The 22,842-nt window shown below is 70.4% G+C and carries 27 protein-coding genes and 1 pseudogene; 14 read left to right on the top strand and 14 right to left on the bottom strand.

Translation table 11 applies throughout. The features are described from left to right. Nucleotide 1: 1 nt before the first annotated feature. From ABEB28_RS17295 to ABEB28_RS17265, 7 genes are all read right to left on the bottom strand, one after another. On the bottom strand, nt 2–850 hold the full coding sequence (locus tag ABEB28_RS17295; RefSeq protein WP_345729139.1) for an amidohydrolase family protein: 849 nt from the start codon (nt 848–850) through the stop codon (nt 2–4). Then, nucleotides 847–1,206 (bottom strand): L-rhamnose mutarotase, encoded by a 360-nt coding sequence (locus ABEB28_RS17290; protein ID WP_345729138.1) that lies wholly within the window; start codon nt 1,204–1,206, stop codon nt 847–849. The genes ABEB28_RS17295 and ABEB28_RS17290 overlap by 4 nt, the downstream gene beginning before the upstream one ends. After that, complete coding sequence (locus tag ABEB28_RS17285; RefSeq protein ID WP_345729137.1) at nt 1,203–2,135, bottom strand: aldo/keto reductase; 933 nt, start codon at nt 2,133–2,135, stop codon at nt 1,203–1,205. Before ABEB28_RS17285 ends, ABEB28_RS17290 begins: the two co-directional genes overlap by 4 nt. After that, on the bottom strand, nt 2,132–3,157 hold the full coding sequence (locus tag ABEB28_RS17280) for an ABC transporter permease (protein WP_345729136.1): 1,026 nt from the start codon (nt 3,155–3,157) through the stop codon (nt 2,132–2,134). Before ABEB28_RS17280 ends, ABEB28_RS17285 begins: the two co-directional genes overlap by 4 nt. Continuing rightward, nucleotides 3,147–4,655: a sugar ABC transporter ATP-binding protein gene (locus tag ABEB28_RS17275; RefSeq protein WP_345729135.1), complete on the bottom strand. Its 1,509-nt coding sequence runs from the start codon at nt 4,653–4,655 to the stop codon at nt 3,147–3,149. The genes ABEB28_RS17280 and ABEB28_RS17275 overlap by 11 nt, the downstream gene beginning before the upstream one ends. Further along, on the bottom strand, nt 4,645–5,697 hold the full coding sequence (locus ABEB28_RS17270) for a sugar ABC transporter substrate-binding protein (protein WP_345729134.1): 1,053 nt from the start codon (nt 5,695–5,697) through the stop codon (nt 4,645–4,647). Before ABEB28_RS17270 ends, ABEB28_RS17275 begins: the two co-directional genes overlap by 11 nt. Nucleotides 5,698–5,761: 64 nt before the next feature. Then, a complete protein-coding gene (locus ABEB28_RS17265; protein WP_345729133.1) occupies nt 5,762–7,063 on the bottom strand; it encodes an enolase C-terminal domain-like protein in 1,302 nt (433 codons plus the stop codon). Between the two features lie 269 nt (nt 7,064–7,332). Between ABEB28_RS17265 and ABEB28_RS17260 the strand changes: the two genes are divergently transcribed. The 8 genes from ABEB28_RS17260 (at nt 7,333) to ABEB28_RS17225 (ending at nt 14,277) form a co-directional block, all read left to right on the top strand. Then, nucleotides 7,333–8,058 (top strand): FadR/GntR family transcriptional regulator, encoded by a 726-nt coding sequence (locus ABEB28_RS17260; RefSeq protein ID WP_345729467.1) that lies wholly within the window; start codon nt 7,333–7,335, stop codon nt 8,056–8,058. A gap of 141 nt (nt 8,059–8,199) precedes the next feature. Then, nucleotides 8,200–9,735, top strand: coding sequence for an FAD-dependent monooxygenase (locus ABEB28_RS17255; protein ID WP_345729132.1), 1,536 nt, complete (start codon nt 8,200–8,202; stop codon nt 9,733–9,735). An 87-nt stretch (nt 9,736–9,822) separates the two neighbouring features. Beyond that, complete coding sequence (locus tag ABEB28_RS17250) at nt 9,823–10,677, top strand: tryptophan 2,3-dioxygenase (RefSeq protein ID WP_345729131.1); 855 nt, start codon at nt 9,823–9,825, stop codon at nt 10,675–10,677. A gap of 1 nt (nt 10,678) precedes the next feature. Continuing rightward, entirely contained in the window at nt 10,679–11,905 is a 1,227-nt protein-coding gene (gene kynU / locus ABEB28_RS17245) for a kynureninase (RefSeq protein WP_345729130.1), read from the top strand. Beyond that, nucleotides 11,902–12,726, top strand: a complete 825-nt coding sequence (locus ABEB28_RS17240; protein ID WP_345729129.1) for a PaaX family transcriptional regulator — start codon at nt 11,902–11,904, stop codon at nt 12,724–12,726. Before kynU ends, ABEB28_RS17240 begins: the two co-directional genes overlap by 4 nt. A 147-nt stretch (nt 12,727–12,873) precedes the next feature. After that, nucleotides 12,874–13,341, top strand: a complete 468-nt coding sequence (locus ABEB28_RS17235; RefSeq protein ID WP_345729128.1) for a VOC family protein — start codon at nt 12,874–12,876, stop codon at nt 13,339–13,341. A gap of 55 nt (nt 13,342–13,396) precedes the next feature. Next, the gene (locus ABEB28_RS17230; protein WP_345729127.1) at nt 13,397–13,702 is read left to right on the top strand and encodes an ArsR/SmtB family transcription factor; all 306 of its coding nucleotides are present in this window, start codon (nt 13,397–13,399) and stop codon (nt 13,700–13,702) included. Next, nucleotides 13,699–14,277, top strand: coding sequence for an SRPBCC family protein (locus ABEB28_RS17225; protein WP_345729126.1), 579 nt, complete (start codon nt 13,699–13,701; stop codon nt 14,275–14,277). Before ABEB28_RS17230 ends, ABEB28_RS17225 begins: the two co-directional genes overlap by 4 nt. Nucleotides 14,278–14,316: 39 nt before the next feature. On the opposite strand, the gene ABEB28_RS17220 is transcribed toward ABEB28_RS17225, so the two are convergent. The 3 genes from ABEB28_RS17220 to ABEB28_RS17210 all read right to left on the bottom strand — a co-directional run bounded on the left by ABEB28_RS17220 (nt 14,317) and on the right by ABEB28_RS17210 (nt 16,821). Then, nucleotides 14,317–15,324: a hypothetical protein gene (locus ABEB28_RS17220; protein ID WP_345729125.1), complete on the bottom strand. Its 1,008-nt coding sequence runs from the start codon at nt 15,322–15,324 to the stop codon at nt 14,317–14,319. Nucleotides 15,325–15,326: 2 nt separating this feature from the next. Further along, nucleotides 15,327–15,851 (bottom strand): SigE family RNA polymerase sigma factor, encoded by a 525-nt coding sequence (locus tag ABEB28_RS17215; RefSeq protein WP_345729124.1) that lies wholly within the window; start codon nt 15,849–15,851, stop codon nt 15,327–15,329. Between the two features lie 178 nt (nt 15,852–16,029). Further along, nucleotides 16,030–16,821, bottom strand: a complete 792-nt coding sequence (locus ABEB28_RS17210; protein WP_345729123.1) for a hypothetical protein — start codon at nt 16,819–16,821, stop codon at nt 16,030–16,032. A gap of 241 nt (nt 16,822–17,062) precedes the next feature. On the opposite strand from ABEB28_RS17210, the gene ABEB28_RS17205 reads away from it, so the two are divergent. Further along, complete coding sequence (locus tag ABEB28_RS17205) at nt 17,063–17,398, top strand: hypothetical protein (protein ID WP_345729122.1); 336 nt, start codon at nt 17,063–17,065, stop codon at nt 17,396–17,398. Between the two features lie 76 nt (nt 17,399–17,474). Then, the gene (locus tag ABEB28_RS17200; protein WP_345729121.1) at nt 17,475–18,473 is read left to right on the top strand and encodes an SDR family NAD(P)-dependent oxidoreductase; all 999 of its coding nucleotides are present in this window, start codon (nt 17,475–17,477) and stop codon (nt 18,471–18,473) included. A 63-nt stretch (nt 18,474–18,536) separates the two neighbouring features. Here the strand turns inward: ABEB28_RS17200 and ABEB28_RS17195 are convergent, their stop codons facing one another. Together ABEB28_RS17195 and ABEB28_RS17190 are read right to left on the bottom strand one after the other, a co-directional pair. After that, complete coding sequence (locus ABEB28_RS17195) at nt 18,537–19,265, bottom strand: hypothetical protein (RefSeq protein ID WP_345729120.1); 729 nt, start codon at nt 19,263–19,265, stop codon at nt 18,537–18,539. Between the two features lie 29 nt (nt 19,266–19,294). Further along, a complete protein-coding gene (locus tag ABEB28_RS17190; RefSeq protein WP_345729119.1) occupies nt 19,295–19,786 on the bottom strand; it encodes a SigE family RNA polymerase sigma factor in 492 nt (163 codons plus the stop codon). Nucleotides 19,787–19,919: 133 nt separating this feature from the next. Here ABEB28_RS17190 and ABEB28_RS17185 point away from each other — a divergent pair, with 133 nt between their 5' ends. Further along, nucleotides 19,920–20,138: a hypothetical protein gene (locus ABEB28_RS17185; protein ID WP_376980256.1), complete on the top strand. Its 219-nt coding sequence runs from the start codon at nt 19,920–19,922 to the stop codon at nt 20,136–20,138. 60 nt (nt 20,139–20,198) lie between these two features. On the opposite strand, the gene ABEB28_RS17180 is transcribed toward ABEB28_RS17185, so the two are convergent. After that, a complete protein-coding gene (locus ABEB28_RS17180) occupies nt 20,199–20,567 on the bottom strand; it encodes a hypothetical protein (RefSeq protein WP_345729118.1) in 369 nt (122 codons plus the stop codon). A gap of 177 nt (nt 20,568–20,744) precedes the next feature. Here ABEB28_RS17180 and ABEB28_RS17175 point away from each other — a divergent pair, with 177 nt between their 5' ends. Further along, nucleotides 20,745–21,296 (top strand): AAA family ATPase, encoded by a 552-nt coding sequence (locus ABEB28_RS17175; RefSeq protein ID WP_345729117.1) that lies wholly within the window; start codon nt 20,745–20,747, stop codon nt 21,294–21,296. Between the two features lie 69 nt (nt 21,297–21,365). Here the strand turns inward: ABEB28_RS17175 and ABEB28_RS17170 are convergent, their stop codons facing one another. Continuing rightward, on the bottom strand, nt 21,366–21,764 hold the full coding sequence (locus tag ABEB28_RS17170; protein ID WP_345729116.1) for a YchJ family protein: 399 nt from the start codon (nt 21,762–21,764) through the stop codon (nt 21,366–21,368). 157 nt (nt 21,765–21,921) lie between these two features. Between ABEB28_RS17170 and ABEB28_RS17165 the strand changes: the two are divergent. Both ABEB28_RS17165 and ABEB28_RS17160 read left to right on the top strand, forming a co-directional pair. Further along, a pseudogene (locus ABEB28_RS17165) lies at nt 21,922–22,047 on the top strand (phosphotransferase); the annotation flags it as partial. 163 nt (nt 22,048–22,210) lie between these two features. Continuing rightward, complete coding sequence (locus tag ABEB28_RS17160; protein WP_345729115.1) at nt 22,211–22,786, top strand: DUF308 domain-containing protein; 576 nt, start codon at nt 22,211–22,213, stop codon at nt 22,784–22,786. The last annotated feature ends 56 nt before the right edge of the window (nt 22,787–22,842 follow it).

The following is a 22,842-nucleotide window of genomic DNA, read 5'->3' as shown; positions in this document are numbered from 1 at the left end:
ATCAGTGCCCTTCTGGGGTGAGACGGTAGATCCGTTCCGCGGTGCCGCCGAGGACGGCGTCGCGTGCGTCCGGGTCGAGTGCGGTGACCGTGCCGCGCAGCGCGGCGTGCACGTGGGCGTAGGAGTCCGCGGCGAGCAGGGCGAACGGCCAGTCGCCGCCGTACATCAGCCGGGCCGGGCCGAACACCTCCAGGGCATGGTCGACGTAGGGCTGGAAGCTCGCCGCGGTCCAGCCGTCCTCGGCTGCGGTGTTCAGTCCGGAGAGCTTGGCGACCACGGTGGGCGCGGCGGCGGCGTCCCGGAGTAGACCCGCCCACGGTTCCCAGCCGCGCGAGCGGATCGGTGGCTTGCCGAGGTGGTCGACGACGAGCGTCAACGTCGGGTGGGCGGCGGCGAGCGCGGGCACCTGCGCCAGCAGCTCCGGCGTCTCCGCGCAGACGTCGAAGGTCAGGCCGCGTTCGGCGAGCAGCGCCAGTCCGTCCGCGACGTCGGCCCGCAGCAGCCACTTCGGATCGGGATCGCGGTGGACCATGTGCCGGACCCCGACGATCGGGCCACCGGCCCAGCGGTCGAGGAGGGCGGCGGCGTCGTCCGGGCGCGCCAGCGGTATCCAGGCCACCACTCCGGCGATGGTGGGGTCGGCCGCGGCTTCCCGCAGCATGTTCTCGGTGTCGGCGACGTTGTCGGCGGCCTGCACCAGCACGGTCCGGTCGACTCCGGCGGCCCGCAGTTGGTCGGCGACGTCCGCCTGCGTGAAGACCCGGTCGAGAGGCACGAGGTCGGGCGTCAGCCACGGGTAGTCCGCGGTCGCCGGATTCCAGAGGTGCTGGTGCGCGTCGACGACGGTCATGGCTCCTCCGTACGGTGTCCGCTCGTCGGCTCGTCGGGCAGGTGCCACACCTCGGTCGCCGGGGACCACTGCGCGCCGGGCGGAGCGTCCGGTAGGCGCTCCTGGCAGGGGTCGGTCAGCGCCCACCACCGACGAGTCTCCGGGTCGGCGGCGATCCGCGCTTGATCAGCCGCGAAATCGTCCCCGTGGTACTCGTAGTAGCCGAAGAGCAGGTCGTCGTGCAGGAAGATCGTGTAATTGCGGATCCCGGTCGACCGGAGCGTCGCCTCCACCGACGGCCAGACGGCGGCGTGCAGCGCGAGGTACTCCTCCCGGCGCTCCGGACGGAGCCGGATCACGGTGCCGTAGCGCTTCATCGACTGTTCTCCGGTCGGCCGACCGGCCAGCCGGCGTCCCGCTGGTCGCCGAGGATCTCCTCGACGGCGGCGAGCAGCTCGGTGTCGGGCGGCTCCGCGGTCCACGCCAGGTTCCGCGCGACGGTCTCCGGATCCGCCATCCCCACGATTGTGGACGCGACGCCGGGCAGCGCCAGCGCGAACTGCAGCGCGAGCCGGGCCAGTTCCGCACCCTCGCGGCGGCAGAACGCCGCGGCCTCGGCGCACGCCGCCCGCAGCTCGGCCGACGCCGGGTGCCAGTCCGGCGGGCCGGCGTCGGTGAGCAGGCCCATGCCGAGGGGCGAGGCGTTCAGCACGCCGATGTCCCGCTCGGCGAAGAACGGTAGCTGCGGGGCGAGCGTCCGATTCTGCACGGTGTAGTGGCAGTAGGAGAGAACCGTGTCGACGGGGGCGCGGCCGGCCACCGAGACGAGCGCGGGCAGTGGGTAGCCGGTGATGCCCACCGCCCGCACCAGGCCCTTTTCCTCCAGTCCGCGCAGCGCGGGAAGTGTCTCGTCGACGACCTGGTCGAGGTCGCCGAACTCGATGTCGTGGCACTGGATCAGGTCGATGTGGTCGGTGCCGAGCCGGCGCAGGCTCTCCTCGACACTGCGGACGACCCGGTCGGCGGAGAAGTCGAACTCCGCGACGTCGTAACGACCGACCTTGGTGGCGAGCACGTAGGAGTCGCGGTCGACGCCGCGGAGGGCGTCGCCGAGAACCGTCTCCGCCGCGGTCCGTCCGTAGTACGGGGAGACGTCGATCAGCGTGACGCCGGCGTCGAGAGCGGTCCGGACGGTGGCGGTCGCGGTCGCAGGTTCGATCGTCCCGTACTCGCCGCCCAGCGGCGCCGCGCCCAGCCCGATCGAGCTCACGGTCAGCGTCGTGCCGGGCAGTGGCCGATAGATCATTCCTGGGCCCTTCCGCTGGTGATTCGCGAGATGATCAGCGCACAGAGGATGATCGCGCCGTTGAGCGCGGCGATCCACTGGGCCGGCACACCGGCCAGCGTCAGCACGTTCTGGATCACGTAGAGCAGCAGGATGCCGGTGAACGCGCCGAAGACGGTTCCCTTGCCGCCGTTGAGGCTCACCCCGCCGATCACCGCCGCCGCGAAGACCGTGAAGATCGCGCCGTTGCCCTGGGCGGCGGCGACCGACGCGAGCCGGCCGGAGAGCATCAACCCGCCCAGCGCGGCGAGCATCGACGCGATCACCAGAACCGCCCACAGCACACGGTCGGTGCGGATACCGGCGGCGCGAGCGGCATCGACGTTGCCGCCGATCGCGTAGAGCGAGCGGCCCACCCGGGTGTAGCCGAGGGCGACGATCCCCAGCCCGAAGAGGGCGAAGCAGACGTAGACGCTCACCGGGACCCCGAGCCAGACGGTGCTGCCCAGGTAGAGCATCGAGGTCGGGAGCCCGAAGAACGTCTGGCCGCCGGAGATGCCGGTGAGCAGCCCGCGGAGCACGATGAGCATGCCCAGCGTGACGACGAAGCCGTGCAGCCGGAACCGGACGATCAGCAGCCCGTTGATCAGCCCGATCACCGCACCGACGGCGAGCGTGATCGGAACGCCCGCCCAGCCGGGCACCGCACCGAGCCCGTGGGTGACGCCGGGTTCGACGATCAGCCACGCGGCGAGGCCGGGAGCCAGGCCGAACGTCGACTCGAGGGAGAGGTCCATCTTGCCGGCGACGAGTACCAGGGTCTGGGCGAGTACCAGCAGGCCGATCTCGGCCATCGTCTGCAGGATGTTGACCAGGTTCTGCGAGCTGAGGAAGACCGGGTTGACCAGGTAGCCGACGACCGCGATCGCCGCGATCGCGGGCACCAGAGCCAGGTCCCGCAGGCGGGCCAGCTGGAGCCGTCGCGGGGAAGTAGCGGCCACGGGCGGCGGGCCCAGACGGTCAGTGGTGGTTTCACTGGTCATCGATGCGCCGTCCTTTGTCGTCAACATCCAGGCCCTCCATCGCCGCGACCAGGTCGTGATCGCTCCAGTCGCTTCCGAATTCGGCCACCGTGCGGCCTTGGAACAGCACGAGCACCCGGTCGCACGTGCGGAGATCGTCGAGCTCGTCGGAGGCGATGAGGACGCCCGTGCCGCCCTCCCGGACGCGGTCGACGACGCCGAGCAGCGTCTCCTTCGAGCGGACGTCGACTCCCGCGGTCGGCTGGATGAGCACCAGCACCTTCGGGTCGTTGGCGAGCGCCCGGCCCATCACGACCTTCTGCTGGTTGCCGCCGGAGAGGGCGGAGACCGGTAGCTCCGGGCCGGGCGTCTTCACCGCCAGCTCGTCGATGAGCGTGTGGGCGATCGTGTCGCGCCGCTTGCGGGAGATCGTGCCGAACCGGCCGAGGCGCCGCGGAACCGTCATCGTGAGGTTCTCGGCGATCGACAGGTCCGGGACGAACCCCTCGTGATGACGGTCCTGCGGCACCAGCCCGACGCCGGCGGCGAGCGACGCCGGGACGCTGCCCGGCGCGAGCGGCGTGCCGCCGACCCGGACCGTGCCCGCCCGGGCCCGCCGCAGGCCCACGACGGCCTCGGCGATCTCCTTCTTGCCGCTGCCGCCGCTGCCGGCGAGCCCGACCACCTCGCCGGCCCGAACCGTGAACGACACACCGTCGAGATCCCGGACCTCCAGGACCGCCGGGGTCTCGGCGGGCAGCGGCGGACGGGAAGCGCGCTCGGTCAGCCGGGTCGCTTCCCCGGTCATCGCGGCGACGAGGTCGGCCGGTGGGAGTTCGGAGACCGGGCCGGTGACGATGTGCTGCGCGTCGCGGAACACCGTCACCTCGTCACAAACCCGGTAGATCTCCTCCAGGTGGTGGCTGATGAAGAGGAACGTCACCCCGCGGTCCTGCAGACCACGCATGCGATCGAACAGCCGGTTGATCGCCGGGCCGTCCAGCTGGGCCGTGGGCTCGTCGAGGATGATCAGCCGCGCGTCGTAGGAGAGCGCGCGGGCGATCTCCACGAGCTGGCGCTGCTCGACGGTGAGCTCACCAGCCGGCCGCGTCACGTCGACCGCCACGTCCCAGGTGGCGAGTAGCTCGCCGGCCTTGCGGCGGAGCGCCGACCAGTTGATCACCCCCCGGCCGGCGGGATGCCGGTTGAGGAACAGGTTCTCCGCGACGGTCAGCTCGGGGATGATCGTCGACTTCTGGTAGACGCACGCCACCCGCTGACGCCAGGCGTCGCGATCGGGGAGCGGCGGCGCCGGTTCGCCGCCGAACGTCACCGTTCCCTCGTCCGGTGCCTGGAGTCCGGTGAGGATGCTGACCAGGGTGGACTTGCCTGCGCCGTTCCGTCCGACGAGGGCGTGGGTGGCGCCGGCGCGGACCACGAGCCCGGCGTCGCGCAGCGCCAGCGTGGTGCCGTAACGCTTGGTGACGTGAGCTGCCTCGACGAGGTGCTCAGCTGACATTGTTGCCCCAGAGGCTCTTGTCGTCGAAGCGGAGCGTCTTCTCGCCGTCGATCGTGGCCCCGTCCCGGGTGACCAGCGGGGCGGCGAGCTGGTCTTCGAGGACACCGTCGCGCACCTGGATGATCGTGCTGTCGTGGTCGGTGGGGCCGGGCTTGAACGTCTTGCCGGCGAGGGCCTGCTGGACGTAGAAGAGGCCGTACTTGGCGTACAGGTCGGCCGGCTGCGAGACCGTGGCGTCGATCTGACCGGACCCGATGTTCTTGAGCTCCTCCGGGATGCCGTCGTTGGAGACGATGAAGACGTGCTTCGGGTCGGTCGGCGGCACCAGCAGGCCGCGCTGCTTGAGAACCTGCAGCGTGCCGGAGAGCGCGAAGCTGGCCTGCATGTAGATGCCCTTGATGTCCGGGTGGGCCGCGAGCCGGGTCTGCAGCTGGTTGGCGGCCGTCGCCCCGTCCCACTTCGACGGCTCGGCGAACACCGTGATGCCGGGGTAGTTCTTCTTCATGCAGTCGTTGAACGCCTCGGTGCGGTCGCGGCCGTTGATCGAGGCGACGTCGCCCATCAGCATCACGACCTTGCCCTTACCCTGCAGTTTCGTGCCGAGGAAGTGGCAGGACTTCTCGCCGTAGGCGCGGTTGTCGGCGCGCACGACCATGAACACCTTGCCGGTGTCCGGGCGGGTGTCGATCGTGACGACCGGGATCTTCTTGCTCTCCAGCTGCGCGAGCGTCGGGGCGACGGCTGCGGTGTCCTGCGGGGCCATGACGATGCCCTTGGAACCCTGGCTGAGCAGCGTCTGCACGTTCGCGGTGAGCTTGGCGATGTCGTTCTCGGAGTTGGTGGTCTTCAGATTCGTGATGCCGAGCTTCTCGGCCTCGTCCGGCGTGTAGCGGACGTAGGCGTTCCAGAAGTCGGTGTCCGACCGCGGATAGTCCGACCCGATCACCGGGTCGGAGCCGGAGGAACCTCCGCCTTCGGAATTGCACGCGGCGAGCACAGCCGCCAGCGGGATAGCGGTGGCGACTGCTAAGAGACGAAGCATTCTCGGACGCACGGGGACTCCTTCGTCGGTGCGGATGGGCCGTGATGCGGTCGGCGGAGTGCGATCAGGTCGACGAGGCCCACGCGGGGCCGTCGGGATACGTGAACTCGGCCAGCGACGCGGCGTGCATGCGGGCGCCGATGCCGGGCGTCGTCGGGGCGCGGTACCGGCCGCCGCGCAGCTCGACGGGGTCGACAAAATGCTGGTGCAGATGGTCGACGTACTCGATCATCCGGCCGTCCTGGGTGGCGCTGACCGCCATGTAGTCGAACATCGCCAGGTGCTGCACCATCTCGCAGAGGCCGACCCCGCCGGCGTGCGGACAGACCGGCACGCCGAACTTCGCGGCCAACAGCAGGATCGCGACGTTGTCGTTGATGCCGCCGACCCGGGTGGCGTCGATCTGGACGACGTCGATCGCGTGTGCTTGGAGCAGTTGTTTGAACAGCACCGGATTGGCGCCGTGCTCACCGGTGGCGACCCGGATCGGGCCGACCGCCTGCCGGATCCGCGCGTGCCCGAGGATGTCGTCCGGTGAGGTGGGTTCTTCGATCCAGTAGGGACGGTACGGCGCGAGCGCGGCCATCCACTCGATCGCCTCGTCGACTCCCCAGATCTGGTTGGCGTCGACCGCGATCGGAACGTCGGAGCCCACCGCGTCGCGGGCGATCCGCAGCCGGCGCAGATCGTCCGAGAGGTCGCTGCCGACCTTGAGTTTGATCATCCGGAAGCCGTCGGCCACGGCTTCCTTCGACAGTCGGGCCAGCTTCTCGTCGTCGTAGCCGAGCCAGCCGGGGGTGGTCGTGTAGGCGGGGTAGCCGTCGGCCAGCAACCGGCGTTCCCGTGCGGCGCGGCCGTCGGATGCGGCTCGCAGCAGGTCCAGGGCCTCGGCCGGCGTGAGGGCGTCGCGCAGGTAGCGGAAGTCGACCAGGCCGACGATCTCCTCGGGGGAGAGCCCGGCGAGCAACTGCCAGAGCGGGAGCCCTTCCCGGCGGGCCCGCAGGTCCCAGGCGGCGTTGACGATCGCACCGGTGGCCATGGCGATGACGCCCTTGTCCGGGCCGAGCCAGCGGAACTGGCTGTCGCCGGCCAGCCGCCGTCCGAACGCGCCGAGGTCACCGAGGACCTCGTCCACCGGCAACCCGACCACCAGGGACGACAACGCCTGGATGGCGGCGACCTGCACGTCGTTGCCCCGGCCCACCGTGAAGACGAGCGAGTGGCCTTCGGCGCCGTCGCTGGTGCGCAACACCAGATAGGCCGCCGAGTAGTCGGGGAACGGGTTCATCGCGTCCGAGCCGTCGAGGAAACGTGAGGTGGGGAACCGCACGTCCCGCGTCTCCAACTCGACGATCGAGGTCGTCACTGAGGCATCCACCTTCCGGCAGCTCGGCGGGCAGACCCAGTCCTCCGAGCGATTTCACTGAACAGCGGGTCATGAGTGAGGCGCAGGTCTCATTGGTGGCCGAGACATAGGAGGTTTACACCTGATCTCCTCGCGATGGCGAGGGGTCCGTTGGTAACGAACCGGTAACAACCCTCGGAGGTCTGCCGCTCTTGCCGGGCGAGGAGAGCCCGTCTAGCGTGGGTTCGCCGTAGATCCCTGGGATGTTTGCAACCGAAGAGGTGGTACCGCTGTCGCTGACCGACGAGGCGATCGCCCGCATCCGCGGTCTCATCCAGGCCGGCGACCTCGCGCCCGGTAGTCGGCTGCCCCCGGAGAACCAGCTGGCCGCGCAGCTCGGCATCTCCCGCAACTCGATGCGGGAGGCGGTCAAGGCGCTGCAGTTCGCCCGCGTGCTCGACGCCCGGCCGGGCGACGGCACCTACGTCACGAGCCTCGCTCCCGATCTCCTGCTGGGCGGGCTCGGCTCGGCGGTCGAGCTGTTGCGTGACGACACGCTGCTCGAGGTGATGGAGATCCGCTCGATGCTCGAGCCGGCCGCCACCTCCGCCGCGGCTCTCCGAATCACCGCCGACGACCTCGCCGAACTGGAGTTCCTACTCGGACGGATGCGCGCCTCGGCCGCCGACGCCGAGGAGTTGGTCCGCTACGACATGGACTTCCACCGCACCGTGGTGGCCGCGACCGGCAACCAGTCCCTCACGTCGGTTCTGGACGGGCTCTCCGGGCGAACCGCGCGGGCCCGGGTGTGGCGTGGACTGCTCAACGCCGATGCGGCGGCGCAGACGCTCGCCGAGCATCAGGCGATCTACGACGCGCTCGCCGCCGGCGACCCCGAACTGGCCCGCGCGGCAGCGCTGCTGCACGTCAGCTCCTCCGCGCGGTGGCTGCGGCACGCGCTGGCGGAGGGATCCGCCGGCTCGATGGTCGGTCCGGCGCTCGACCCCGGTCGCTGACCGGGGGAGGTGCTCCGACCGAGCCGGAACTCTCCGCCAGCTTCAAGCTATAGCGCACCCCAGGGCTTGCGGCAAGACCCACCTGGTGCCGCAGAATCCTCCGCCGACGGGGTTCACCAGCGGAAACAGGAGAGTGGATACGTGAGCGATGCCGACGTGATCATCGTGGGCGCCGGCCCGACGGGCCTGATGCTCGCCGGTGAGCTGTGCTTGGCGGGCGTGCGACCGCTGGTGCTGGAGCGGCATCCGCAGATCCGGGACATCCCGAAAGCCAGTGGGCTCGGCGGTCAGATCCTGGAGCTCCTGCGCTACCGCGGGCTGCTGGCCTGGTTCAGCTCGGCCAGCGACGATCCTCACCCGCCTCTGCGAGTCCCGTTCGGTGGGGTGCACGTCGACCTCACCGAACTGGTGGAGTCCCCGCTGCACGCGATGGCGATTCCGCAGTCGCGACTGGAGCGCTTGCTCGACGAGCGCGCCTGCGAACTCGGCGCCGAGATCCGCCGCGGACACGAGGTGACCGGGGTGAGCCAGGACGGCGCCACGGTGACCGTGGACGTGCGTGGCCCGGCCGTTCCGTACCAGGTGTCCACCGGCTACCTGGTGGGCTGCGACGGTCCGCGCAGCCGCGTCCGTGACCTGACGGGCATTCCGTTCCCGGGTACTACCTACCCCGAGGTCAACCGGCTGGGTGTGGTCACCGTGCCCGACTCGGTGACCCGGCTGGACAACGGCGACCTCGAGGTTCCCGGGCTGGGCACGATCCGCACCGGCTTCACCCGGACCGAGCGCGGTCTGTTCGGGTTCGGCGGAGCGAACGGCGGCACGATGTCGGTCTTCACCATCGAGGACGAGCCCGTCGAGTACGACGACGACGAACCGATGACGCTTCCCGAGTTCCGGGCCAGCGTCCGGCGGGTGCTCGGCGGGGATCTGCCGCTCGGCGAGGCGCGGCGGCTGTCGCGCTGGCAGTTCCAGGACCGGCAGGCCGAGCGGTACCGGGACGGGCGGGTCCTGCTGGCCGGCGACGCCGCCCACCTGCTTCCCGCCACCGGCGCGGCGCTCAACCTCGGCATGCTCGACGCGGTGAACCTCGCCTGGAAGCTGGCCGCGGAGATCCAGAGCTGGGCACCGCCCGGCCTGCTCGGGACCTACCACGACGAGCGGCAGTACGCCGGTGCCCGTGCGCTGCTCCAGACCCGTGCTCAGGTCGCCCTGCGGCGCGGACACGACCCCGCTGCCGACGCGCTCCGTCAGGTCTTCCAGGAACTGCTCGTCGACGAGCCGGCGCGGCGCCGGATCGGAGCCCTCATCGCCGGCGCCGACCTCCGCTACCCCGGCGGGAACTCGCATCCGCTGATCGGCACGTTCGCACCCGATCTCACGCTGCAGACCGACCGGGGCGAGACCAGCGTCGCCGGGCTGCTGGACCGCGCCCGGCCGGTCTTCCTCGACCTGGCCGGTCGCACCGATCTCCGGGACATCGCGGGGGACTGGGCGGACCGCGTCGAGATCCGTACCGCCAAGACCGACGATCGACCGGCCGACGCCCTGCTGATCCGCCCGGACGCCCACGTCGCCTGGGTGGCGGCGGTCAGCGAACCGGCGGACACCGCGGCGCCCGCGCTCCGCGAAGCGCTCACCCACTGGTTCGGCGCGCCCCTGGAGCCGGGGGGCTGACTACGAATCGGCGACCTCTCACAGTCCTTACGGTCGTCACGCTCATGAGATAGCCTCGTCAGGAGACCAGGGGGACGGAGACTTCTCATGAGCATCAGCAACGGCGAGCGCCCGCTCGAAAGCGGAGTGCGGACGGACTTCCGGGACGCGATGAGCTACGCGTCCTACCTCCGTCTGGACCTGGTTCTCGGGGCGCAGCAGCCGCTGAGCGCCCCGGCCCACCACGACGAAATGCTGTTCATCATCCAGCACCAGACGTCCGAGCTCTGGCTCAAGCTGATGCTGCACGAGCTGCGCTCCGCGCGGGAGCTGCTCGACGCCGATCAGCTGTCGTGGTCGCTCAAGCGGCTCGCGAGGGTCAAGCGGATCCTCGAGACGATGACCGAGCAGTGGGCGGTGCTGGCCACGATGACGCCGAGCGAGTACGCGGAGTTCCGTACGATCCTCGGCCCGTCGTCGGGCTTCCAGTCGCACCAGTACCGGGCGGTCGAGTTCCTCCTCGGCAACAAGAACGCCGACATGCTCGCGGTCTTCGAGGCCGACCCACCCGCCTGGGAGACGCTGAACACGCTGCTGGGAGAACCGAGCCTCTACGACGCGTTCCTGCGGATGCTCGCTCGTCGTGGCTACGCGATCCCGGCCAGCGTGCTCGGCCGGGACGTGCGGCAAGGCTGGGTCGAGGCGCCGGAGCTGATCGGGGTGTTCGAGGGCGTCTACGACGACCCGGCCGCGGCCTGGGACGTCTACGAGGCTTGCGAGGACCTGGTCGACCTGGAGGACGCGTTCCAGTTCTGGCGCTTCCGTCACCTGCGCACGGTGCAGCGTATGATCGGCACCCAGCCCGGCACCGGCGGCTCGTCCGGTGTGCCGTTCCTCCGCCGGGCCCTCGACCTCACGTTCTTCCCCGAGCTGTACAGCGTCCGCGCGCGGATCGGGGGCTGAGATGACGCTGGACCGCGCGGAAGCATTCGACGCCGCCGACCCGCTGGCCGCGTTCCGCGACCGGTTCGTGCCGGCCGACGTCGTCGCCTACCTGGACGGGAACTCGCTGGGCCGCCCGCTGCTGGCGACCCGGGACCACCTGGTGCGGTTCGTCGACGAGACCTGGGGCGGCCGGCTGATCCGCGCCTGGAACGAGGGCTGGACCGAGACGCCGACCACGCTGGGCGACACGATCGGCCGGGTGGCGCTGGGCGCGGCGCCTGGGCAGACCGTCGTCGGGGACTCGACGACCGTGATGCTCTACAAGGTCGCCAGGGCCGCTCTCGACGCGCGTCCCGGCCGCGCCGAGATCGTGCTGGACACCGAGAACTTCCCCACCGACCGATACGTCCTGGAGGGCATCGCCGCCGAGCGCGGCGCGACGCTCCGCTGGATCGACGCCGACCCGTCGGCTGGCGTGACGCCCGCGCAGGTGGCCGCGGTGGTGGGCCCCGACACCGCGATGGTCGTCCTCAGCCAGGTCGCGTACCGCTCCGGTTACCTGGCCGACGTGTCCGCGATCACTGCGATCGCCCACCGTGCCGGCGCGCTCGTGATCTGGGACCTCTGCCACTCCGTCGGCGTCGTCCCGGTGGAGCTGGACGCCTGGGGCGTCGACTTCGCGGTCGGCTGCACCTACAAGTACCTCAACGGCGGTCCCGGAGCACCGGCGTTCGCCTACGTCGCCAGCCGGCTCCACGACGAGGCCCGGCAGCCGATCCAGGGCTGGATGGGCTCGGCCGATCCGTTCGCGATGAGGCCGGGTTACCAGCCGGCCACCGGCGTCCGCCAGTTCGTCAGCGGCACCCCGCCGGTGCTCGCCATGCTCCCCATGCGGGACATGCTCGACCTCATCGACGAGGCCGGCCTGGACGCCATCCGCCGCAAGTCGATCGCGCTCACCGAGTTCGTGCTGGAGCTCTCCGACGAGCTGCTCGCCCCGCTGGACGTCCGGGTCTCCACTCCCCGCGACGCCGCCCTGCGCGGCGGCCACGTGACGCTCGACCATCCGGACTTCCAGGAGCTCGTGCCGTTGCTCTGGGAGCGCGGCGTCGTGCCGGACTTCCGCCACCCGGACGGCATGCGGGTCGGGCTCTCCCCGCTCTCCACGAGTTTCACCGAGGTCGCCCGCGGCCTGCTGATCGTCGCGGAGGAGTTGGGCGCCGGGCACCGGAAGAAGGCCGCGTGATCCTCGACGACATGGAGTCCTCGCCGGGCAGCACCACGTCGCTGCTCCGGACGATCGTCGGCACCTCGCTGCGCCGGATCGGTGGCTGGATCGCGGTCGCGCACCTCGTCGAGCTGGCCGGAACCGTCGGCCTCCCGGAGTCGCGCACCCGGACCGCGCTGGCGCGGATCAAGGCCAAAGGGCTGCTCGAGGCGGACAACCGAGAGGGTGTGCCCGGCTACGCGCTCGCCCCGGACGCGGTTCCGATGCTCGAACGCGGCGACCGGCGCATCTTCCAGCCCCGTTCGATGGCCGATAACGACCGCTGGTGCCTGATCTCCTACTCCGTGCCGGAGCAGAACCGCGACGTGCGTCACCAGCTGCGGCGTCGACTGACGTGGATCGGCTGCGGCGCCGTGTCGCCGGCCCTCTGGATCTGCCCGGAATCCCTGACCGAGGAGGTCGAGGACATCCTGGCCGACCTGGACCTCTCGGCCAACGCGACGGTGTTCCTGGCGAACGAGGTCCGGGGGCCCGGCGAGCCGGCCCGCTGGTGGGACCTCGCGTCGATCCGGGCCCGGCACGACGCGTTCCTCGGGGCGCACGCCGACGCGGTGGCCACCCTGGGCGACGCGCCGGAGGACGCGTTCCGCGCATGGATTCACGGGTTGGACAGCTGGCGGATCATCCCGTACATCGACCCCGGCTTGCCGGCCCGGTTACTCCCCGACGACTGGCCCGGCCACCAGAGCGCCGCCCTCTTTCTCCAGCTCCGCGACCAGGTGCTGCCGCGCGCCCACGCCTACGTCGCGCGGGTCACGGGCACGCCCTCCCTCGGATGACGCACGGACCGGTTCCCCGGCGTCCCGGTCGCTGAGGGCCCCCGCGCAGGTGACCTCTCGCGAGACGATGCGTGTCGAGAACGGCCCGACGGCTCCGTCCCCGGGGCGGTTGCGGCCAGGCGGCCGCACGGATCAAGGAGGCCCGGCATGACGCTTCAGCGGATGGACAACGTTCTCATCGTTGTCGACGACCTCGACGCAGTGATCTCGTTCTTCCTCGAACTCGGCATGGAGCTGGACGGCAGGGCCCCCATCGAGGGCCGCTGGGTGGAGCGCGTCATCGGGATCGACGACGTCCGACAGGAAATCGCCATGCTGCGGACCCCGGACGGCCAGGGCCGAATCGAGCTCGCGATGTTCCACGCACCGAAGGCGATCAGCGCCGAGCCGAAGAACGCACCCGCCAACACGCTGGGCATTCGCCGCATCATGTTCGCCGTCGACGACATCGACGACGTGCTGGAGCGCCTGCGCAACCACGGCGCCGAACTCGTCGGGGAGTTGGTGCGGTACCAGCACCAGCCGGGTGATCCCGGCGTCGACGACAGCTATCGCCTCTGTTACGTCCGCGGCCCCGAGGGCATCCTCGTCGGGCTCGCCGAACAGGTCCGCTGACCCACGGTCTCGTGGTGGGTTGACACGGTCACGTCCGGGCGCAACAGTAAACCGTATGGTTCACCGTCAGTTCGCGGCTCTGGGCGACCCGACCCGCCTCGCCATCGTCGAGCGGCTCGCCCGCGGGCCGACGACCGCCGGTGATCTCGCGGCGCCGACGTCGCTGTCGCTGCCCGCCGTCCTCAAGCACGTCCGCGTGCTGGAGGAGGCGGGCTTGGTGACGACGGTCAAGCGCGGCCGCGTGCGCGAATGCCGGCTGCGAGACGACGCCCTCGTCGCCGTAGCCGAGTGGACCGCACAGCAGCAGGCGCTCTGGTCGACCCGGCTGGACGCTCTCGGCACCCTCCTGGAGGACATGTGACCACCGCCCCGCTCCTCTCGTTCGACCTCGACCGCACCTACCCGGCGCCGCCCGAGCGGGTGTGGGCCGCCTTCACCCGCGCCGACCTGCTGGAGCGCTGGGCCTGCCCCGACCCCGACTGGCGTGTGTCGACGTGCGAGGTCGACGCCCGCGAGGGCGGGGGCTACCGGCTGCGATTCGGCCCGCGTCCGGCCGGCGAGGGGTACCGCGAGACGGCGACCTTCGCGGTGTTCGAGCCGGTGGAGCGACTCGTGCTCGACGTGCTCACCGAGGGGGAGGGCATGCTGGAGCGCTCCCGCTGCACGGTGCTGCTCCTGCCGGTCGAGGGCGGGACCCGACTGGAGCTCACGGTCGAGGGCTTGGCGGACGCGAAGGCGGTCGACGGCCTGCGGGAGGGGTGGCAGTGGTGCCTGGAGGGCATCGGCACGCAGCTCGACGTACCTACCACGGCATCCGGTTGCGGCGCTCCCCTGTCCGTGCAGGTCCGCTGCGAACACGATCACCACGTCGCGGCAGCCGAAATCGAGACCGTCCCAGGCCCGGGCTTCCGTACGAGAGTGGCCTCGGACGACTAGCCCTTGATCGACCGGCCAACGCGAAGACGTCGGAATCAGCTACCGGATCGGTGCCGTGCTCCAGGTCTCCGGCCGGTTGAGTTCGCCGACTGGCCGGACGCTGCCGATGAATCGCATGCACTCGTCGCGCAGGCCGATCCCCGTCAGACCTTTCCAGGGCAGGCAGAACACGGTGAGCTCGTGGCCTCCGAGCATCTGCACCGCCTCGACCCGCTCGCCCTGCACGGCGACCATGGTCGGCCGGCCACCGGCCGTCGTGTTCGGCTCGAAGCGGGGCCTGCGGTTCGGCGAGTACCGCGAGAGCATCAGCCGTGCGGTCGGCTGCTTCTGACCTCCGCGGCCCTCGAACGACAGCACTACGTTGCCGGAATCCGACCGGCTCTCGGCCATCTCCGACACCCGCAGCCCTGGAGGGACCTCCACCGTGAACGGCAACGCCGCCGGGCGTTCGGCGCCCACCCGCAGGTCGGCGGCCACCCGAGCGACCAGCGCCCGCAGGTCGGGGTAGCCCTTGAAGGGCAAGATGTCGATGTAGACGAGAGCATCCGGTGCCCATTCCCAGCTGAGCCGGCCCCTCTGTCCGTCCAAGGAGACGGTCCAGGTCGAGGGGGCCCCGCGGACCGCCGGACCAGGCTCCGACATCGCGACGAAGGCCGGTGGCGTGCCCCCGCGCGGCAGCAGCGTGATCGTGACCATCCCGCCCTCGACCCGTGACGCGCTGTGCGCCTCCCGGCGTGGGTCGGCGAGGTGCCCGCGGTTGTCGATGCCGTCCGGCAGCCAGCCGGGGACGATCCGCGTCGTGCGCGGGTCGAAGCTGGTCGGTGCCACGGTGGGCGGCGGTGGCTTCTCCCCGTCGGGGCGGAGCAGCGCGACGGTGGTGATCGTCAGGAGCAGAACGACTGCCGCTGCCGCGGCGACGATCCATCGAGGTGCTCGCTTGCGTCGGCGTCGGCCAATTTTGACGATGCCGGCCAGGTCGACGCCGGTAGGCGGAGCGGCGTCGGCCGCAATGGTCGTGAGCAGGGCTCGGGTCCGTGTCTCGTCCATGGTCAGCTCCTCGGCCCGCTCGTGAACCGGTCGATGTGCTCGGGATCCGGCAGGGCGCGCCGTAACGCGGCGAGGGCCTTGGACGTCTGGCTCTTCACCGTGCCGGTGGAGCACTCCAGCGCCTCGGCGGTCTGCTCGACCGACAGGTCGGAGAGGAACCGCAGCACCAGCACCGCCCGCTGCCGGGCCGGCAGCCCGGCAAGCGCCGCCCGCAGCGTCACCGACGCCGCGGTGTCCGGCTCGCGGGTGACCTCGCGGTCCGGCACGTCGTCGACCAGCACCACGCGCTTACCCCAGAACGTGCGCTTCTCGTTGAGGAAGACACGCATCAGTACGGTCCGCGCGTAGGCGGCCCGGTCGGTCGCGGCGCTGACCGTCTCCCAGTGGACGTAGAGCTGCACGAGCGCGCCCTGCACCAGGTCGTCCGCGCGGTGCCAGTCCTGGCAGAGCACGTAGGCCAGACGGCGCAGGACCGGCAGGCGTTCCCCGGCGAACTCCAAGTACGCCTGTTCCCATGGGTCGAGCACACGTTCCCTTCGCCCCGGACTGCCCCGTCGATGAGGAGAGGCAGCGAGAACGGGATTCGGTTGCCTGCTAGCTTGTCGCTCCGACGAGGCGCCGCACCTCGTCGAGGTCGCCGATGACCTCTTCGGCGCGGTCGGGCGTCCGATGGAGTGCCAGGAACCGCCCGCGCGCCGCCGCCGCTCACACCCTCAGTTGGGGTGTTCTCAGGAAGTCGGGGCCGGGTCGCAGGAGGCGATCGGCCAGGAAGAAGTTGAGGTAGTCCGGTGTCGCGCCGCCGGTGACGGTGCCTCGCGCGGTGATCGTGCCGGTGTGGTCGAGTGTCCACAGTTGCGGTGCGCCTTCGGCGGGGCTGGTGCCTTGGATGGTCCAGGCGATCATGTCCGGGCTCTGGCCGGCGAGGCTTGTTTCGCAGGAGACCGGACAGCGGGCGGGTGCGTATCGCCGGGGCGGCTCGGTGCTGCCCAGTAGCCACACGCCGGAAGAGGTCAGAAAGAGGGGTCGGTTCTCTCCGTCGAAGGTGCCCGTCGCTCCGTTCAGCTCGTCGGCGGTGATCTCCCGCGGAACCGGATGGTCGCCGAGGAGCGCGCCGGTGGTTGCCGAGCGTATGCGCAGGCGGTTGCGTCCGTAGGTCAGGATGCGTCCGTCCGCTGACAGTGCCCAGATGTTCTCCGCGTCGTCCAGGGCGAGGTTCGCTCCGGTCGACTCCCATCCTTCCGGCGTGTGTTTTCGTAGTCGCGCCCGCTCGCACTCGCGCTGGATCAGGGTGCGGGAGTCGGTCGCGAACACGATCAGGGGGATGCCGCCGCACGTCTCCGAATGCGTGATCTGGGTGGCCTCGCCGGTGGTCAGGTCCAGAAGGGTGGTGCTCGTCGGAAAGCCGTTGGGCTCGAGGTCCCCCTCGATCGCGGCGTACCGGCCGGAAGGATCGAATCTGACGTCACCGGGGCCGCTGCCCGAGTAGACGTCCGGCAAGGTGGCCCCGTCGGGAGCGCCGCGACCGACCAGGCGCACTCGGGCCCCCAACTCGGAACCGTACGACGTCACCGCTGAGTCAGCGGGTCCCGGTGGGTCGTCGAACTCGAAGTCGCTGGGGTTGAGTGAGCAGCCCGAGACCGCCAGCACCGTGGCCAGAAGGGCGGGGCCCAGCCGGGAACCGGTACACCACCGCATCGCCACCTCGACATCCTGACGTAGCTCAGCCAGTCTGGCTTTCGTGGCCGAGCTTTCCGACGGGGACGAAGCGTTGCGTGAGGAAGTCGAGGAGCTCACGGAACTGCTTCGCGAAGACTCCGACTTCGGCGACCTCCGAACGCTGCTCCGGGCCCACGGCATGCACGAGTCGGACGTCATCCTGGCGGGACTCATCGGAGGAGAAGACAACCGGCAGGATGGCGTTTTCATCGACGCCGACCTACGGTGCATTCGGTTCGAGATCGATTCGGCTGGCCGAGGCGCCCGGTGGGAGGAGACCGACGTCGAAAGCCTCGCGCAGTACTTCGGAGCCGTCGCGATCGGCTTGGCGATGAGGCGCGCCGGCGACCTCGCCTGACGCGCCGAGGCGGCCGGGCGCGGGCGACTTGGTCGATGACGCAGACGGCGGCGGCGGGTTCCCGCAAGGTAGCGACATGACGCAGAAGCAGCAGCCCATCGGTACGGGCTTCACCGCCGCCTCAACGGCCGACGATGTCCTCTCGGGCATCGATCTGTCCGGTACGAACGTCATCGTCACCGGCGGCCACGTGGGGCTCGGTCTGGAGACCACCCGTGCGCTCAGCAAGGCCGGCGCGTCGGTCGTCGTGGGCTCGCGTGCTCCGGACCGCGCCGCCCCGCCGCTGGCCGGAATCGAGCGGGTCGAGATCAGCCGGCTGGACCTTCTCGACCCGATGTCGATCGACGCCTTCGCCGCTCGCTACCTCGACTCCGGCCGTCCGCTGCACATTTTGATCAACGGTGCCGGGATCATGGGCGGCCCACTGGTGCGCGACGCCCGGGGCTACGAATCGCAGTTCGCGACCAATCATCTCGGCCATTTCCAGCTGACGTTGCAGTTACTGCCCGCGCTGCGCGCCGCACACAGTGCTCGTGTGGTCAACGTGTCATCCGCCGCCCACCACATCGGGGGCATCCGCTGGGACGACCCGCACTTCACCACCGGGTACCGGCCCTTCGTTGCGTACGCCCAGTCCAAGACCGCCAACGTCCTGTTCGCCGTCGAACTGGATCGACGCTGGGGCGACGCGGGGATCCACGGTTACGCGGTGCACCCGGGCATGGTCGTCGGCACCAGCTTGGGATCGTCGATGCCGGAGGACAAGGTTCGGGCGACGAATTCAGCCATGGGACTGATCGACGAGGCCGGCCGACCGATCATCGAACCCGAGCACGACAAGAAGACACCGCAGCAAGGCGCCAGCACCATCGTGTTCGCCGCAGCCAGCCCACTGCTCACCGGCATCGGCGGCGTCTACCTGAAAGACAACGACATCGCCCGGCTGCGCGATTCTGTGGCGTCCACCGACTCCGGCGCGCCCGAGGCCGCCACGTCCGACGTCGCTGCGCACGCCGTCGACCCGCAGTCCGCCCAGAAACTCTGGGAGCTGAGCGAACAGCTGCTCAAAGCATGACGCCCACCGCTGCCCATCAGCGGGCGGCGGCCCGGCTGTGCCGGGCCGCCGTTCGCTCGCGAGTCACTTGATCTGGCCGGCGAGATCCGAGACGACCGCGACCAGCTGCTCCTTGGTCACCACTTGGTTGTGGGCCTCCAGGATCAGGACGCGCTTCTCCGGCAGCGCGATCCGCACCTCGGTGTAGTCGGCCTTCGGCGAGATTCGCCAGTGCCGGACCGTCATCGCCTGGCCCTGCGGACCTTTCCGTGCGCTGCAGTCGCCCTGCGCCGTACACGTGAGGGACCTGACCGCGTCCTGGTTGACGGCCTCCCGGACCTCCTCGCACTGTGCCGGGCTGCCCTTGCACGGGCCGGGGTCGTACGGCCCCTCCACCCTCAGCAGCAGCAGGCCGGAGCGGCCTCGGTAGTCGATCGATCCGGTCACCGTGAACAGGTCTGTTGCCTCCCGGTCCGTGATGACCGGCGGGTGACCCTCGCGCCAGCGGAAGCCTGGCGCCGCCTTCGTCAGCGCCTCGTCGTACGCCTCGCTCAAGCGGGCGCCGCTGACCTCTGCCGCCTCCTCGGTGTCGACGACCAGCCGGAACCGGGTATCCACCGCGACCGGTGGCGCGGCCGACTGCGTCCCGGTCTGGAAGTAGCTGGCACCGGTGGCCATCGCGAGGACGACGACGAACGCGAGCGCTGATCGCTGCAGCCTGCGCACGCGGCGGACCCGGCGGACGATCCGATGGACGTCGACCGTCGAGGGCGGCGGCTCACCGATCAGGTCATCGAACATTTGCTGGTTCATGGTCGTCTCCCTAGGGGTGGGGCGGCTGGTCACGGACGCCGAGGGGTGGACCGCACCCGGAGGGAAGCCAGCCCGCGGGCCGCCTGGCTCTTCACGGTGCCGGGCGCGATCCGGAGAATCTCTGCGGTCTCCTCGATGCTGAAGTCGAGGTAGTAGCGCAGGACCAGTACTGCGCGCTGCCGCGGGCCGACCGAGTCGAGCAGGGCCTCGAGCGACGCCTGGTCCTCGACGCGGTCGTCGGGTAGGGATCCGCGGTCGGGCAATTCGTCGCTCGCGTGCTCCCGGCGCCACGGACGACGACGCTCGTCCAGCCACGATCGCGTCAGGATGCGCTGTGCGTACGCCTCCGGATTGCCTGCGGCGCACACCTTCCGCCAGTTCTGGAACAGCTTGGTGACGGTCGTCGAGACCAGATCGTCGGCGGTGTGCCAGTCGCGGCACAGCAGGTACGCGCTGCGTCGCCAGCGGTCCATCCGCTCCTCGACGAAGGCCGTGAACCGTTCGTCGTCTGCTCTGCGCATGGCCGGACTCCTGTCGGACGAGAGATACCCGTACGACGGAGCGATCGAGGCTCGGGGTTGCAGGGCAGGCGATGCCAGGCACCATGTGACGCCGCCCGCGGCGGCAGTGTCGCCGCTCGGGCATTATGTCCTGGTGTCCACCGAACCGCCGTCCGGAATAGACGCCCGTGGTCCTGCGGACGGTCCGCACCCAGCGCGATGGGCTGTCTGGCGACAGGACGACAACGGCAACCGGTACGAGATCGTCCGGAAGGATTCGCGGGCGGAGGCCGAAGCGCTCGCGGCGGAGTTCGAGGCACGTGGCCACAAGCAGATGTACTGGGTGGCCGAGGTGCCCGCGCCGCCGCCCTGATGCGACAGAGCGGCACCATCGGCCCGGATCAAATGTCGATCGCTGCGGACCCTCTCGCGCTCAGCGCGGCGGGACGCGTGGTTCCTCGGATCGCTTCCGGAGTGCGACCACGCCGGCGACCAGTCCGGACGCCATCGAGAGCAACGCGAGCACGGTGAGCGACCACCCGAGGGCGTTCGGTCGAGCGAGGTGGGCGAAGCCGTTGAGGGCCGCTCCCGTTCCGAGCAGTGCGAACTGCGCGCAGAACCACCACAGCGCTGGCGCGTTCAGCTCGTGGGTGCCGCTCATCCGCCTCGCGAGCCGCTGCGGGAACGAGGGCTCCTGGCGCTGAGGACCGTTCGTCAGCGCGCGCCTGTTCACAGCCGTCCAGACGCCGGCACCGGCGAAGGCGAAGAGGATGGACGCGCTCAGGAACGACGCCCAGTGCATGCAGTCCTCCCGTCATAGTGAACGCGGCACCCTGGCTGATGCCCACTCGGGCGGCGGACCACTCCCGTCACCGTTCGGCGAGCCATAGACGGACCTGGGTGAGGTCCGGCGGGATTTGCGGGGGTGTGGAAGGTTCAGAACGGCACCACGTCTCGATCGGTGTGTGATGCTTCGCCGGTGTCCGTGATCTGGGTGACCGGGAATTCCGGCGCAGGAAAGTCCACGGTCTGCGAGCTACTGAAGCGCCACGGGCACGACGCGGTCGATGCCGACTGGGAGGGCTACAACCACTGGGTGGATCGGACCACCGACCGAATCGTGGTCAGTCCGCCCTACCCGGCGCCCCGCGGGTGGTTGCATCGCTTCGGATGGAAGATCGACCGTGCGCGCGTCGAGGCTCTCGCGGCGCGGGCCGCCGGTAAGACCGTGTTCCTCTGCGGATCAGTCGAGAACGAGGACGAGGTGCGGGATCTGTTCGACCTCATGATTTGCCTGGTGGTCGACGACGAGACGGTGGCGACGCGGTTGGCGAGCCGCACCACGAACGCGTTCGGCCAGCACCCGGAGGAGTTGGCCGCAGCGTTGGACGACAACGTCATTACAGAGTCCACGTACCGGCGGCTCGGCGCGACGATCATCGACGGCACGCAAGCTCCCGAGGCGGTCGTGGAGGAGGTTCTCGCTGCCGCCAGCGCCGTTCAGCGAGAACGACGAGCCGCCGACAACTAAGTGTGGTGTGGGCGATCGCCCACACCACACGTAGTTGTCAGCCGGGTCGCGGGCGTGGAAAGGGGCTGTTTATCGGAGCAGCGGTCCCGACCCGCCGTCGACGTAGAACCAGCGGCCGTCAACGCGCGTGAACGTGCTGCGCTCGTGCTGCACGTGACGCTCGCCGTCCGCCGAGCGCGCGATCGCCCGGAACTCCACGACCCCGGTGTCGTCGTCCGGGCCGCCGTCCACGGTGTCGACGATCTGTAGGGCGCGCCAAGTGATCTCGGCGTCCAGATCGAGATGATCGGGGCGCGTCGAGGGGTGCCAGGTGCGCAGCAGGTACGGAGCGAGGCTGCGGGCGAAGGCGCTGTACCGGGAGCGCATGAGCGCCTCGGCGGTCGGCGCGGCGGCCCCGAGGTGGAACGGCTCGCAGCACTCGGCGTACTCCCGGCGGGAGCCGCACGGGCACCGGTCGGGAACGCTCATGCGGTGCGGCGCAGTGTCACGCCGGTCATTCAGGCACCTCCGCGAGCTGGGTCGATGCCAGTGAGGGTATCGCGTGACAAACCCGGCGAAGTCGATGGTCATCCCCGCGAAGATGACCGCATGGAGGTCGAGGTAGTCGTCGCGCACTCCGAGCGCGCGACCCTGCGCGTCGGTGTTCACGCACGGGGACCTGCAGGTCACGCACGTGTTCGTCGACGGGGACGAGATCACCGGCGTGGTCGACTGGTCCGAGGCAGCTCGGGGTGACGCGTATTACCAGCTGTAGTTCGGTCGGCGCCGGCGGGCGGAGGGTGGCGCCTCGCTCGTCGGCGAGGCACTCGCCGGGAGGGAATCACTCCGGCCGGGTGAGCCGGACGCCCCCGCGTCGGCGGCACGCTTCGCGTCGGGGCCCGCCTACGGGCCCGCGGCCGCAGGGGAGGACGACGATGGCGACGCGATCAGTGGGGCGGACGACCGGGCCGAGCGGCGCATGGCTGGGGGAGGCCGCCCTCGGGATGGCGTGGGTCGCACTCGGAGTGGCGGTTCTAATCTGGCCCGAGGCGACCCTGCGGGTAGTGGCCGTGCTGCTCGGCCTCGGCCTCGTGGTCGTCGGAGTGGCCCGGGTGTTGCTGGGTCTCTCGATGAAACGTCCGGCGGGAACCCTCGCGATCGGAGTGGTGCTCGTGGTGGGCGGCGTGCTGTGTCTCGCCGACGTCGCCGCCAGTGTCGGGGTGCTGGCCGCCCTGGTGGCGGTGCTCTGGATCCTCGACGGCACGTCAGCGCTGTTCCTCGCGTTCCGGGTGCACGGCAGCGTGCGGATCTGGTTGATCGTGGTGGGGACCGTGACCGTCTTGGCCGGCTGCGTGTTCCTGTTCTGGCCGACGCTGTCGCTCGCCACCATCGTTCTCACGATCAGTATTACGGCGATCGTCATCGGCTTCTGCGAACTGGGGCTCGCCGCGTCGATCCGGCGCGAGGCGATGCTCCGGAGCGACGTGGCGCCGCCCGCCGCTGCGGCGTGAGCCGCCTGCTGCTGCGGCGTGACGGACGCTGACCGGCCGGTGCCCACCCCCCTCGG

Origin of the sequence: Cryptosporangium minutisporangium, from assembly GCF_039536245.1 — a bacterium.
Lineage (GTDB): Bacteria > Actinomycetota > Actinomycetes > Mycobacteriales > Cryptosporangiaceae > Cryptosporangium > Cryptosporangium minutisporangium.
Note: the sequence above shows the minus strand (reverse complement) of the source record. Positions and strands in the feature narration are given on the sequence as shown.